General features: G+C 73.9%; 9 protein-coding genes. 5 read left to right on the top strand and 4 right to left on the bottom strand.

Annotation, left to right across the window (positions count from 1 at the left end):
* Positions 1-85: 85 nt before the first annotated feature.
* Complete coding sequence (locus tag AB0G16_RS19460) at positions 86-685, bottom strand: GNAT family N-acetyltransferase (protein WP_362806413.1); 600 nt, start codon at positions 683-685, stop codon at positions 86-88.
* A 184-nt stretch (positions 686-869) separates the two neighbouring features.
* On the opposite strand from AB0G16_RS19460, the gene AB0G16_RS19455 reads away from it, so the two are divergent.
* Positions 870-1,694, top strand: a complete 825-nt coding sequence (locus tag AB0G16_RS19455; protein ID WP_362806411.1) for a TauD/TfdA family dioxygenase — start codon at positions 870-872, stop codon at positions 1,692-1,694.
* 95 nt (positions 1,695-1,789) lie between these two features.
* Entirely contained in the window at positions 1,790-3,859 is a 2,070-nt protein-coding gene (locus AB0G16_RS19450) for a RecQ family ATP-dependent DNA helicase (RefSeq protein WP_362806453.1), read from the top strand.
* A gap of 100 nt (positions 3,860-3,959) precedes the next feature.
* On the opposite strand, the gene AB0G16_RS19445 is transcribed toward AB0G16_RS19450, so the two are convergent.
* The gene (locus AB0G16_RS19445; RefSeq protein WP_362806409.1) at positions 3,960-4,373 is read right to left on the bottom strand and encodes a MerR family DNA-binding transcriptional regulator; all 414 of its coding nucleotides are present in this window, start codon (positions 4,371-4,373) and stop codon (positions 3,960-3,962) included.
* Between the two features lie 63 nt (positions 4,374-4,436).
* On the opposite strand from AB0G16_RS19445, the gene AB0G16_RS19440 reads away from it, so the two are divergent.
* Together AB0G16_RS19440 and AB0G16_RS19435 are read left to right on the top strand one after the other, a co-directional pair.
* Complete coding sequence (locus AB0G16_RS19440) at positions 4,437-5,060, top strand: NAD(P)H-dependent oxidoreductase (RefSeq protein WP_362806407.1); 624 nt, start codon at positions 4,437-4,439, stop codon at positions 5,058-5,060.
* A 17-nt stretch (positions 5,061-5,077) separates the two neighbouring features.
* Positions 5,078-6,562, top strand: coding sequence for a DHA2 family efflux MFS transporter permease subunit (locus AB0G16_RS19435; RefSeq protein ID WP_362806405.1), 1,485 nt, complete (start codon positions 5,078-5,080; stop codon positions 6,560-6,562).
* Positions 6,563-6,658: 96 nt separating this feature from the next.
* Here the strand turns inward: AB0G16_RS19435 and AB0G16_RS19430 are convergent, their stop codons facing one another.
* Both AB0G16_RS19430 and AB0G16_RS19425 read right to left on the bottom strand, forming a co-directional pair.
* Positions 6,659-9,343: an ABC transporter substrate-binding protein gene (locus tag AB0G16_RS19430; RefSeq protein WP_362806403.1), complete on the bottom strand. Its 2,685-nt coding sequence runs from the start codon at positions 9,341-9,343 to the stop codon at positions 6,659-6,661.
* 236 nt (positions 9,344-9,579) lie between these two features.
* Complete coding sequence (locus tag AB0G16_RS19425; RefSeq protein ID WP_362806401.1) at positions 9,580-10,473, bottom strand: sugar kinase; 894 nt, start codon at positions 10,471-10,473, stop codon at positions 9,580-9,582.
* 236 nt (positions 10,474-10,709) lie between these two features.
* On the opposite strand from AB0G16_RS19425, the gene AB0G16_RS19420 reads away from it, so the two are divergent.
* Positions 10,710-13,328, top strand: coding sequence for a bifunctional GNAT family N-acetyltransferase/acetate--CoA ligase family protein (locus AB0G16_RS19420; RefSeq protein ID WP_362806399.1), 2,619 nt, complete (start codon positions 10,710-10,712; stop codon positions 13,326-13,328).
* Positions 13,329-13,377 lie beyond the last annotated feature (49 nt).

The following is a 13,377-nucleotide window of genomic DNA, read 5'->3' as shown; positions in this document are numbered from 1 at the left end:
CCCGCCCGCCTCGCGGCGGGGATCTCCACGCTCCCGTGTTCCCCGGAGCGTCCCGGGGGCGTCCCTCCGCGTGGTCCGGGGCATCTCAGGGGCCGCCGGAGCCGGTCGGGGCGCCGGGACGGGGGCCCGCGCCCGGCCAGGGGCCGGGGGTCTCGCCCTCGTGCTCGTCCCCGGGCACGTTCACCCGCGTGTCGTAGACCCTGAAACCGCGGGCGAGGTAGTTGGCGAGCGCCGCCGGGCCGTCGAGGGTGCAGGTGTGCAGCCAGACCCTGCGGGTCGGCTCCCGCCCGGGCCACCGGTCGGCCAGGTCCCAGGCGCGGGCCGTAGCGGCCACGAGCAGGTGCCCGCCGAGCCCCCTGCCCATCGCCCAGGGCAGCAGCCCGAAGGAGGTGATCTCCACCGCGGCGTCGTCCCGCGGTGCGAGTTCGGCGTAGCCGGCAGGGGTGCCGCGGTGGTGGGCCACCCAGGTCTCCACGCCGCCGTCCAGCCACCCCGCCCACTCGGCCCAGGTCCAGGACAGTCGCTCGGTCCAGTGCCAGTCGCCGCCGACGGCCGTGTAGAGGAAGCGGCCGAACTCGGGGGAGGCCTCCTCGGCGCGTACGACGTCGACCTCGATCGACGGCGGTTTCGCGGCCCGCAGGTCCGATCGCGAGGTCTGCTCGAGATACCGGGTGATGACGTCCATGGTGGATGCATCAAACCACGACGCGGAGCCGGCCGGGTCCCGCCCTCCCGGGCCGTCCACGCGGACGCGCACTTGACCAAGCGGTTGCTTGATTGAGGGGGCCGGGCTACCCTCGGGAAAAAGGGCGGGCGACGGCTCGCCGGTCAGGTGAACGCCTTACGGCCACGATGGAGAGGCATCCGAAATGGTCGAGTTCAAGCCCGTGACCAGGCACATCGGCGCCGAGGTGAGCGGCGTCGACCTGCGCAAGCCGCTGTCGCGGGACCAGGTGGAGGAGATCCGCCGGGGCTGGCTGGAGCACAAGGTCCTCTTCTTCCGCGACCAGCCCATCGACGACGAGGAGCACATCCGCTTCGCGGAGAACTTCGGCACCGTCAACCACCCCGCCTTCAAGAAGGACGGCGGCACCGCCATCCACGTCCTCGACCAGATCGACCCCAAGGGCGAGGGCGGCGACGAGTGGCACAGCGACAACACCTTCGAGCCGGTCCCGCCGATGGGCTCGCTGCTGCGCTGCGTGCAGCTTCCCTCCGTCGGCGGGGACACCCTCTGGGCCAACGCCCACCTGGCCTACGAGACGCTCTCGCCGCCCATCCGGCGGCTCTGCGACGAGCTCACCGCGGTCCACGACATCACCGCCTCGATGAAGAAGGCCATCTCCAAGGGGCACGACTTCGACCTGGCCGAGATCCAGGCCAAGTGGCCGCCCATCGAGCGTCCCGTGGTGCGGGTGCACGCCGAGACCGGCCGCAAGGCGCTCTTCGTCAACCGCGCCTCGACCACCCGGCTGGTGCAGCTCTCCCCCCGGGAGAACGAGGCCCTGCTGCCGTACCTGATCGACCACATCCGCTCGCCCGAGTACCAGGTCCGGCTCAACTGGCGCCCGGGGACGCTGGCCTTCTGGGACAACCGCAGCACCCAGCACTACGCGGTGGCCGACTACACCGAGCGCCGCCGCATGCACCGCGTGACGATCAACGCCTTCCCCGAGCACCTCGACCCCGCCTGACCCCGCGCGTCCCCGTCCGGACGGGGAGAACGCGCCCGGGCGGGGAGAAACAGTCGGCCGGACCTGGTACCAATGACCGGGTGAGCGAAGAGCTGATGCTGCGCGAAGAGGCCGAGGAGCGGCTGCGGGCGCTCGCCGGGGAGCACGCCCGGCTGCGCGAGGACCAGTGGGCGGCCATCAAGGCCCTGGTCATGGACCGGCGGCGCGTCCTGGTGGTGCAGCGCACTGGCTGGGGCAAGTCGGCGGTCTACTTCATCGCCACCGCGCTCCTGCGCGAGCTGGGCGAGGGGCCGACCGTGATCGTGTCGCCGCTGCTGGCGCTGATGCGCAACCAGATCGCCGCCGCCGAGCGCGCCGGGATCAACGCGGTCACGGTCAACTCGGCCAACCCCGAGGAGTGGGAGCAGGTCTACACCCAGGTCGCCGAGGGCGAGGTGGACGTGCTGCTGGTCAGCCCCGAGCGGCTCAACAACCCAGACTTCCGCGACCACGTGCTGCCCGAGCTGGCCGAGAGCGCCGGCCTGATCGTGGTCGACGAGGCGCACTGCATCTCCGACTGGGGTCACGACTTCCGCCCGGACTACCGGCGGCTGCGCACCATGTTCGAGGAGCTCACCGAGGGCGTGCCGATCCTGGCGACCACCGCCACGGCCAACGCGCGGGTGACCCGTGACGTCGCCGAGCAGATGGGCGAGGAGACGCTCGTGCTGCGCGGCGCGCTGGAGCGCGACAGCCTGCACCTGGGGGTCGTGCGCCTGCGCGGCGCCGAGCAGCGCCTGGCCTGGCTCGCCCAGACCCTGCACGAGCTGCCGGGCTCCGGCATCGTCTACACGCTCACCGTGGCCGCCGCCCAGGAGATCGCCGCCTACCTGCGTGAGCAGGGCCACGAGGTGATCGCCTACTCCGGGCAGACCGAGCAGGCCGAGCGGCTCGCCGCCGAGCAGGCGCTGCTCGACAACAAGATCAAGGCCCTGGTCGCGACCTCGGCGCTCGGCATGGGCTACGACAAGCCCGACCTGGGCTTCGTCGTCCACGTCGGCGCCCCGCAGTCCCCTGTCGCCTACTACCAGCAGGTCGGACGGGCCGGGCGCGGGGTCGAGCGGGCCGAGGTGATCCTGTTGCCCGGCGCGGAGGACCGCGACATCTGGGCCTACTTCGCCTCGCTGGCCTTCCCGCCCGAGCCGGTGGTGCGGTCCGTGCTGGCCGCCCTGGAGGAGGGCGGCGTGATGTCCACCGCGGCCCTGGAGAACCGGGTGGACCTCAGCCGCAGCCGCCTGGAGACCATGCTGAAGGTCCTCGACGTCGACGGCGCGGTGCGCCGGGTCAAGGGCGGCTGGGAGTCCACCGGGGAACCCTGGGGGTACGACGCCCCGCGGTACGCCCGGGTCGCCGCCGAGCGCGAGGCCGAGCAGCGGGCCATGCTGGAGTACATCGAGACCACCGGCTGCCGCGAGGAGTTCCTGCGCCGCCGCCTGGACGACGACACCGCCTCCCCGTGCGGGCGCTGCGACAACTGCACCGGCGCGCACCGCGGGTCCGAGGTCGACGAGCAGGCCGTACGGGCCGCCGCCGACCGGCTGCGGCGGCCCGGTGTGGAGATCGAGGCGCGCAGGCAGTGGCCGACCGGCCTGACCGACCTCAAGGGCAGGATCAAGCCCGAGCTGGGCGCCGAACGCGGGCGGGCGCTGGGCAGGCTCACCGACATCGGATGGGGCAACCGGCTGCGCGCCCTGCTCGCCGAGGGCGCCCCGGACGGGCCGGTCCCCGACGACGTCTTCGCCGCCGTGGTCACGGTGCTCTCCTCCTGGGAGTGGGGGACGCGCCCGGTCGGCGTGGTCGCGGTGCCCTCCTCCAGCCGCCCGCTCCTCGTCCGGAGCCTGGCCGAGCGCCTGGCCACGGTCGGGCGGCTGACCTACCTGGGAGACCTCGGCTACCGGTCGGGCCCGCCCGGACGGCAGTTCAACAGCGCCCAGCGCGTCCAGGCGGTCCGGGGCACCCTGGCCATGCCCGCGGCGCTGGGCGCGGCCGTCGCCTCGGCGGGCGGCCCGGTCCTGCTCGTCGACGACCTGGTCGACACCGGCTGGACGATGACCCTGGGTGCCGCCATGCTCCGCCACGCCGGCGCCCCGGCCGTGCTGCCCCTGGCCCTGGCGGTCACCAGCTAGGGGACGCCCCGGGCCGCGGCCCGCGCGAGGTCCGGATCCCGGCGACCGGCAGACCTGCGACCGGCAGACCTGCGACCGGGAGACCGGCGGGCCGCCGCGTTCAGGAGCGGTCCGGCACCTCCGGCGCCCTCACGCGGTCGTCGATCTCGCACAGGCGCCGGTCGGAGCGGATCTCGTCGAGGTAGGTCCGCAGCGCCGCGGTGCGCGCCTCGGCCTCGTCGACGAGGGCGACGGCGACGCGGTTCCAGTCCTGCGGCCGGGGGTCGTCGGGGAGCGCGGCGAAGATGTCCGCGATCTCCCGAACGGTCAGCCCGACGCGCTGGGCGACCTTGGCGACCTTGATCCGGCAGGCGGCGAGGTCGTCGAAGCGTCGCTGGTCGCTGGTGGTGCGGTAGGCGGTGATCAGCCCGTGCTGCTCGTAGAAGCGCACGGCCGAGGGCGCGACCCCCGCCGCCGCCGCGACGTCCTTGACCGACAGGGTGAAACCGGACGGGATCCTCGCTGCGATGCTCATCCGGCCATGATGCCCGGCGAACCGGTTTGACTTCAACATATGTTGAAGGCCGAGCATCGTGCCATGACCACCGCGACACCTTCGTACGACACCGCCTCGCCACGACCCCACCGGGCCGGGCCGCCTCCGCTGCGGATCGCCGTCGTCGCCGCCAGCGTCCGCAAGGAGCGGCTGAGCCGCACGCTGGCGGACTGGGCGGCGGGCAGGGCGTCCGGCATCGGCGCCGGCGCCGACGTCGACCTGATCGATCTGGCCGAGTGCGACCTGCCCGACGACGGGGAACTGCAGCCGGGCGGCGGTCCCCGCTCCGTGATCGCCGACCGCATCGAGCGCGCAGACGGGTACGTGATCGTGACCCCGGAGTACAACCACAGCTACCCGGCCGGCCTGAAGCGTGCCGTCGACTGGCACTACGGCGAGTGGATGTTCAAGGCGGCCACCGTGATCTCCTACGGCGTGCAGGGCGGCCTGCTGGCCACCGAGCACCTGCGCGGGGTGTTCGCCGAGCTGCACGTGGTGACCACCCGCCGCGTCGTCGGACTGCGCGAGCCGTGGAACGACGTCCACGACGGCGGGTTCGCGCCGCCGCCCGGCCCGGGCGAGGCCGTCGACGAGGCGTTGCGCGAGCTCGCCTGGTGGGCGGAGACGCTACGGGCCGCCCGTCGCGACCGCCCGTTCCGGCGTTGAGCGCGGCGGGACCGGCGATGGATCCTCGCGCACGCCTCATCGGCCTGCTGCTCGCCCTCGGCGGGCTGATGGTCACCGTCGACACCACCGTCACCCTGGTCGCGGTACCCGCGATCATCGCCGATCTCGACTCGACCCTGCCCGCGGTGCAGTGGGTGACCAGCGGCTACCTGCTCGGCGTCGTCGCGGTGATCCCGCTCGCCGGCTGGGCGGCGAACCGCTACGGCGCCCGCCGCGTGTACGTGACGGCGCTGGCGGTCTTCACCCTGTCCTCGGCCCTGGCGGGCCTGGCGTGGGACGCCGGATCGCTGATCGCGTTCCGGGTCCTGCAGGGCCTCGGCGGTGGCCTGCTCACCCCGGTGGGACAGGCCATCGGCCTGCGCGCCGTGTCCCGGGAGTCCCGCGGCCGGCTGATGAGCCTGCTCGGGCTGCCCCTGGTCATCGGCCCCGTCCTCGGCCCGCCGCTGGCCGGCTGGCTCGTCGACGCGTCCTCCTGGCGCTGGATCTTCCTCCTCAACGTGCCGATCGGTGTCGCGGCCGTGCCGCTGTGCGCGCGCCTGCTGCCGCGCGAGCCCGCCGGCCCCGCCTCGGCCTCGCGGATGGACTGGACCGCTCTGGCTCAGGTCTCCGGCGGCGCCGTGCTGCTCGTGCTGGGCTGCACCCTCGTCGGGGAGAGCGGCGCGGTGACCGCGGAGGCCGGCGTCACGCTCGGTGCGGGCCTGCTGCTCCTGGCCGCGTTCGTCGTCCGCGCCCTGCGGGTCGACGCTCCCCTGGTCGACCTGCGGCTCCTGCGCCACCGGCCCCTCGCCGTCGGCCTGACCGTGCTGGCGTGCTTCGGCGCCGCCTACTTCGGGGCGATGTCGATCCTGCCGATCTACGTCCAGGCCGTCCGCGGCGACCCGGCCGCCCTCGCCGGCACCGTCACCGTCCCGATGGCCCTGGCCGTCGGGGGAACCCTGCAGGTCGCCACCCGGCTGGTGGACCGGCTGCCGCCGCGACGCATCGTGCTCACCGGCGTGACGGTGGGCCTGCTCGGGACCGTCGCGCTGCTGATCACCACGACGAGCGGCGCGCCCTACCCGCTGATCGCGGTCGCGGCGGCCGTCCTCGGCGTCGGTTCCGGCGCCACCCTGATGCCGACGATGACCGTGGCCCTGCGCGACCTGGAGCACGGGGACACCCCCCGCGGCACGGCACTGCTCGCGCTCGTCCAGCAGCTCGCCGGTGCCGTCGGCGTCGCCCTCGTCGCCACCGTCCTCACGGTCCTGGTGTCGGCCCGGGTGCCCGAACTCGCCGCCACCGGCGACGGCGGGCTCGCCGCGATGCTCGCCCTCGATCCAGCCGCCCGCGCGGCGCTCGGCACCCGGCTCGCCGGCGCGGTCGGCGCCGGCTACGCCGTCGCCGCGGTCCTCGTGGCGCTCGGCGCGGTGGCGGCGGCCGTGGGACTCCGTCACGCCGCACGGGCCGGGGACCGGGCCGACGCGTCGAGATCGCCGGCCTGATCGGCGGCGGACGCAGTGGGGCGAGGTGCACGTCACAGCGCGCCCGGCGGTCCTCCGCCGATCGGTGGAGGACCGCCGGCGCCCTACCGAGTGCGCCTAGGAGACCCCCAGAGCCAGGTGGTCGTAGTCCCGGAAGGCGCTGCTGACGTACGCGTTGGTGAGGCGGCCACTGCGCAGCAGGACGTTCGTGTCCCACTGGACGGGCAGGACGACGGCCTGCTCCATCACCGTCCGGTCGACCTGGGCCCACAGATCCTCGCGGCGGGCGGCGTCGGGCTCGCCGTAGGCGCGGTCCAGCAACCGGTCCACCTCGGGCAGCCGCACGCTCACGTTGTACGACACCTTCTCGCTGATCTCACGGCTGTCCACGAGGTACGACAGGTAGTCACGTGTCTCGGGCCAGTCGGGGTTCCAGCTCATCACGGCCAGGCCGATCGCCTCCCTCCTCAGCGCGGCGGGGTTGCCGCCGTGGTCGTCGAGGTAGTCCTTCCCGGGGAACCCCTTGAGGATGAGCCGGATGCCGACCCGCGCCAGTGAGCGCTTGAGCCGTTCGGCGGCGTCGCTCTCGCTCGTCAGGTCCGACTCGTAGGTGATCCTGGCCGTGAAGCCCTTGGGCCTGCCGCAGGCGGCCAGATGCGCCCGGGCCTGCTCCAGGTCCCCGCCGCCGGTCTGGTGGAGGTTCAGCGGCCGGTGCCCGGGGAGGCCGGGCGGCAGCAGGCCGGTGGCGATCCTGCCGGCGCCGAGGCCCGTGCCGAAGGCGTCGCGCAGGAACACCCGGTCGGCCGCGGCGAACACCGCCCTCCGGCACGACACGTTGTCGAAGGGGGGCACCTCGGGGTTGAGCGCGATGTACCGCAGGTAGTTCACCGTGGTCACGTCGCTGCGTGCCCGCAGGTCGGGCCGCGCGGCGATCCGGTCGGCCAGGTCCTGGACGGCGCCCGGGTCCAGGTCCAGGTCCAGGTCCCCGGAGACGAGACCGTCGTCGATGACGTCCTGGTCCACATCGAAGTCGATCTCGAAACGGTCGGGGAGCGCGCGGCGGTGCGGGTCGGTCGCCGCCGACCATCGCGGGTTGCGGACCAGGACGAGCCGCTTGCCCTGGCGAAGGGAGCCGAACCGGTACGGGCCGGAGGAGAGCACCTTGTTCCCGTACTTCTCGCGGGTGTCCCGGGCGGGGGGAACCGGCACGGTCTGGGGGTTCTGGACGACATGGTCGAAGGTGGGGTAGGGCTTGACCAGGTGGAAGACGACCGTCCGGTCGTCCGGCGTCTCGATCGCCGAGGAGGTGTCCACGCCGGGCGACCGGTACGGTCCCCGGTACCCCTCCGGCAGGTCGAGGAGGTCGCTGAAGTGGGAGGGCCCCCTGTCGTGGACCTCGACGCTGAGCGTGCGGAGCACCGCGTGCTTGACGTCCGCCGAGACGATCGGCGTCCCGTCCTCGTACCGCAGGCCCTCCCGGAGCCGGTAGGTCCACGTCCGGAAGCCGTCGCCGGGGACGCCCGGCCCCTCGGCCAGGTCGCCCACCGGCTCCCGCCCGGCCGCGCCGGGCACGGGCGGGTACATCGTCAGCGCCCGCCCGTAGAGCCGCATGAGGTTCCAGATCGAGGTGTGGTAGTTGTTGCCCGGGTCCAGGGAGGGAAGGGCGTACCCGACGGCGATCCGGATCGTCCCGCCCCGCTTCGACGAGGGGTTGGCGATCGACGTCACCGCAGCGTCCGGCACCGCCCCCGGGCCCTTCACGGCGGCCTGTCCGGAGGCGCGCCCGCCGGCCGTCCCGCCTGCCTGCCCGGCGCCCTTCTGGGAGATCCCCACCCAGAGCGCGGCGGCCAGCGCGCACGCCGTCGTGACCGCCGCGCCGACGACCAGGACGCGCCGGCGGGGTCCTCGCCTGCCGGAGGCGGGGGAGGTTTCCGCCGGCGACCGCACCGGCGGGGGCGGGGCGGCACGGGCCGGGAGGGAGGGCGCGGGGCGGCCGTTCAGGTTCAGCAGCGTGTCCAGCACCTCCTCGGAGCTCGGGCGCGCCCGGGGATCCTTGGCGAAGGCCGCGTGCAGCAGAGCACGGAGCGACTCCGGCACCGCGGACAGATCGGGGGTGCCGGTGAGGATCGCGTGCATCACCGTCGGCAGGGCGCCCGCCCCGAACGGCGGCCGCCCGGTCGCCGCGAACACCATGGTCCCGGCCCAGGCGAACACGTCACCCGCCGTGCCGACGTCCTGCCCGTGGAAGTGCTCGGGGGCCATGTAGGCCGGCGTGCCGATCACGCCGCTCGTCATGCTCTGCCCGGCGTCCAGCGCCCTGGCGATGCCGAAGTCGATGACACGCGGGCCGTCGGGGCCCAGCAGCACGTTGCTGGGCTTGAGGTCGCGGTGCACGATCCCGGCGCGGTGGATCGCGACCAGCGCGGTGGCGGTGGCGACGGCCAGCCTGAGCAGCGCGTGCTCCGTGCGCGGGCCGTCCCGCAGCACCGCCTGCTGCAACGACTCGCCGTCCACGTACTCGCTCAGGATGTACGGCCGGGCGCCGACGGTGTCGACCTCCAGCACGCGGGCGGTGCAGAACTGCGCGACCCTTCGGGTCGCCTCGGCCTCACGCCGGAAACGCCGCTGGGCCGCGGGATCGTCGGCGAGCTTGGCGTGCAGCACCTTGAGCGCGACGCGCTCTCCCGAGGGCGTCAGCGCGAGGTAGACGACGCCCTGGCCGCCCTCCCCGAGGAAACCGGTCAGCCGGTGCTCACCGACCCGCTCGGGGTCACCCTGCCGCAGGGGGAGCGGCTCCGGCATACCGTCACTCCAGGGGACGCGATGAACGTGACCCGACCACGATATTGAATCGATCCGTTCGCGGGGAGGGGCCGAGGATCCTTTCGGTGATCTCACGGCCCCGACAGGAGAGAACGAACGGGACGAACAGTAGTTAAGGGCAGAACACCCGGCGGGGCCGGTTCGAGGACGAGGCCGACGGTTCGGGAAGGCGAGCGGGGAACCACCGCCCGGGGGCGGCTCAGGGGCGGGGCGGCTCAGAGGCGGGGACGGGCGCCCAGGTGCGAGATGGCCCGGGAGGCCAGGTGGCAGCCGTCGGCCAGCGCCTCGGCCGGGGGCTTGCCGCCGAGCCAGGCCGGCAGGAAGCCCGCGGTGAAGGCGTCACCGGCACCGGTGCCGTCGACCACGCGCTCGACGGCCTCGGCCGCGACCTTGACCGGGTCGGGGCGGTTGTTGCCGAACCACAGGGCGCCCTCGTCGTTGAGCTTGACGACCACCTGCGGGAACCACGCGGTGAGCACCTTGGCGGCGGCGGCCGGGTCGTCGCGACCGGTGAGCACCTTGGCCTGGTCGGCGTTGGCGAACAACAGCTTGGCGTTCTGCGTCCACTCCAGGAACGGCTCGGCGCCGGTGCGCTCCAGCGGCGCGGACGAGGAGCAGTCCACCGAGACGGACATCCCGGCGCGGCGGGCCAGCTCCAGGGCGGCGAGCCCGGCGTCGCGCGACCCCTCGTTGATGAGCGTGTAGCCCGAAAGGTGCAGGTGCCCGCCCTGGGAGAACAGGTCGCGGGGCAGGTCCTCGGGGGACAGGGCCGCGTTCGCGCCGGGGTCGGAGAGCATGGTGCGCTCGCCCTTGTGCGTGACGAGCACCACGCAGGTCCCGGTGGGACGCTCGGGGTCCATCACGAGGCGGGCGTCGACGCCGTACCCCATGAGTTCCATGTCGCGGTTGCGGCCGGTGATGTCGGCGCCGCGCCGCCCGATGAAGGCGACCTCGGTGCCCTCGACGGCGAGCCAGGAGGCGATGTTGGCACCCGACCCGCCACCGTGCATGGTGACGATCGCCGGTGTGTCACTCGCCCTGGCCAGCGGGTAGCGAGCCCGGGCGACCGCGTCGGTCATGAGATCGCCCACCACGACCACCCGCGTCATGATGTCACCACCTTGCTGCCTTCGATGCCGACATGCCTGTGTCCGTGCCTGTGTACGCGCCCGTCTGCGTGCGGTGAGCCGTACCGCCGACCGTGCCCTCCGGCCGCCAAAAACTTAACAGCTTCCGGCCAGCGTGTGGGGCCTTGACCGGACACCGGACCAGAGTCGATGCACAAGCGTTGCGTGAATCCCCCCGGCCGGTCCACCGGGTGGGATCCACGTCTACTCTCGGGACTGTGGAGGCTGCTCAGTATCCCGCTCACTGGGAGGCGGACGTCGTCCTGTCGGACGGCGGCACCGCCCACGTACGCCCGATTCGGCCCGCCGACGCCGACCGGTTGCGTTCCTTCTACGGCCGGCTGTCCGACGAGTCGATCTACTTCCGTTTCTTCGGCCCCCGGCCGCGGCTGTCGGACCGGGAGATCACCTGGTTCACCAACGTCGACTACGTGGACCGGGTGGCGCTGATCGCCACGATCGGCACGGAGATGGTGGCCGTCATCCGCTACGACCGGATCCAGCCCGGCGAGGCCGAGGTGGCCTTCCTCGTCGAGGACGCCCACCAGGGCCGGGGCGTCGCCTCGGTGCTCCTCGAGCACCTGGCCGCGACCGCCGGGGAGCACGGCATCGGCCGCTTCGTCGCCGACGTGCTGCCCGCCAACCAGAAGATGATGGGGGTGCTCAAGCAGGCCGGCTACACCGCGCAGAGCCGCTTCGCCGACGGCGTGGTGCGCATGACCCTCGACCTCACCCCGACCGAGACCGCGCAGGAGGTGACCGCCTCCCGCGAGCACCGCGCCGAGTCCCGCTCGATCGAGCGGCTGCTCTCGCCGGGCTCGGTGGCCGTCGTGGGAGCGGGACGCGAACCGGGCGGCATCGGCCAGACCGTGCTGCGCAACCTGCTCGGCGCCGACTTCACCGGCCCGGTCTACCCCGTGCACCGCGAGGCGCGGGCCGTGGCGGGCGTGCGGGCCTACCCGAGCGTGACGGCCATCGACGGCGAGGTGGACCTCGCCGTGCTCGCCGTACCGGCCGACGGGGTCATCGACGTGGTCAAGGAGTGCGCCGAGAAGGGCGTGCGCGGGCTGATCGTGGTCTCCTCCGGTTTCGGCGAGACCGGCCCGGAGGGACGGGAACGGCAGGACGAGCTGGTGCGCATCGCCCGCGCCTACGGGTTGCGGGTCGTCGGCCCCAACTGCCTGGGCATCGCCAACACCGACCCGGCGGTCCGGCTGAACGCCACCCTCGCGGCCACGATCCCCGGGCGGGGCCGGGTCGGCTTCTTCAGCCAGTCGGGCGCGCTGGGCACCGCGCTGCTGCAGCGGGTGGCGCAGCGGGGCATGGGCATCTCCTCCTTCGTCTCGGCGGGCAACCGCGCCGACGTGTCCGGCAACGACCTGCTGCAGTACTGGGAGGAGGACCCGAACACCGACGTGATCCTGCTCTACCTGGAGTCGCTGGGAAACCCCCGCAAGTTCGCGCGCCTGGCGCGGCGCATCTCGCGCCGCAAGCCGATCGTCGTCGTCAAGAGCGGCGGCACCACCCAGGGCGTCCCCTCCGGTCACGCCGCGCCCGTCCTGGGGCTGCCCGACACCGCGCTCAGCGCGCTGTTCGAGCAGGCCGGGGTCATCAGGGTCGACGACCTGATCCAGCAGTTCGACGTGGCGCAGCTGCTGGCCTACCAGCCGCTGCCCGCCGGGCCCCGGGTCGGCCTGGTCAGCAACTCCGACGCGATGGCCCTGCTGGCGGCCGACGCCTGCGTGCGGGTGGGCCTGGAACCGCTGCCGCCGGTCAACCTGGGCGCGCGGGGCTGCGCCGCGGAGTTCGGCGAGGCCCTGGCCTCGGTGCTGCCCCGGGTGGACGCGGTGATCGCGATCTACATGCCGCCCATCCCCGGCAACGCCGCGCGGGTCGCCGCCGAGCTGCTGCGGGTCTCGCGCGGCTGCGGCAAGCCGGTGCTGGCCACGTTCGAGGGCAAGATCGGCATGCTGGAGGGGCTGCGGGTCGGCGCCGTCCCCGAGCGGGGCTCGATCCCCTCGTACGCGGCGCCGGAGGAGGCGGTCCGCGCGCTCGCCCACGCGGTGCGCCACGCGCGCTGGCTGGAGCAGCCCGCGGGGGTGTTCGAGGAGCCCGGGGACGTCGACACCGGCGCGGCCCGGGAGCTCGTGCACGCGGCGCTGGGCGAGGCCCCGGCCGAGATCGACGCCTCGGAGCTGCTGGCCTGCTACGGGGTGGAGGTCTGGCCGTCGGAGACGGTGGGATCGCCGCAGGAGGCCGCCGACGCCGCCGAGAGGCTCGGCTGGCCGGTCGTGCTGAAGGCCGCGGGTCCCGAGGCGGCCAAGCGCGCCGGCACCGTACGCCTGGGGCTGGCCGGCCCCGACGGGGTGCGCGACGCCTACGCCGACCTGACGCGCCAGCTCGAACCGGAGTCGGTGCTCGCGGTACAGCGGATGGCACCCCAGCCCGCGGTACCGGCCGTGGCCGGGGTGATGGAGGACCCCGCCTTCGGCGCGGTGGTCTCCTTCGGCCTGGGCGAGGTCACCGCCCGGCTGCTCCGCGACGAGGCCTACCGGCTGGCCCCGCTGACCCGCGAGGACGCGGCGGCCCTGGTGCGCTCGCCGCGCGCCGCGCCCCTGCTGCTCGGCGAGTACGGCTACCCGCCGGTCGCGGTGGAGGCGCTGGAGGAGTTGCTGATCCGCCTGGGTCGCCTGGCGGACGACCTCCCGGAGGTGGCGCGGCTGACCCTGGACCCGGTGCTGGTGGGGGAGAGCGAGGTGATGGTGCTGGGCGCCCGCGCCGTGCTCCGCAGCCACCAGGGCCCGCGTCCCGACGGCGGGCCTCGCAGGCTGGGCTGACGGGCGCCGTTCCCGTGACCGGCCGCCGGTCACGGGAACGGCGCCCGGT

It is taken from the genome of Streptosporangium sp. NPDC023615, from assembly GCF_040640155.1.
Lineage (GTDB): Bacteria > Actinomycetota > Actinomycetes > Streptosporangiales > Streptosporangiaceae > Streptosporangium.
The sequence above is the reverse complement of the archived record's forward strand: the minus strand, read 5'-3'. Positions and strand labels throughout refer to the sequence as shown.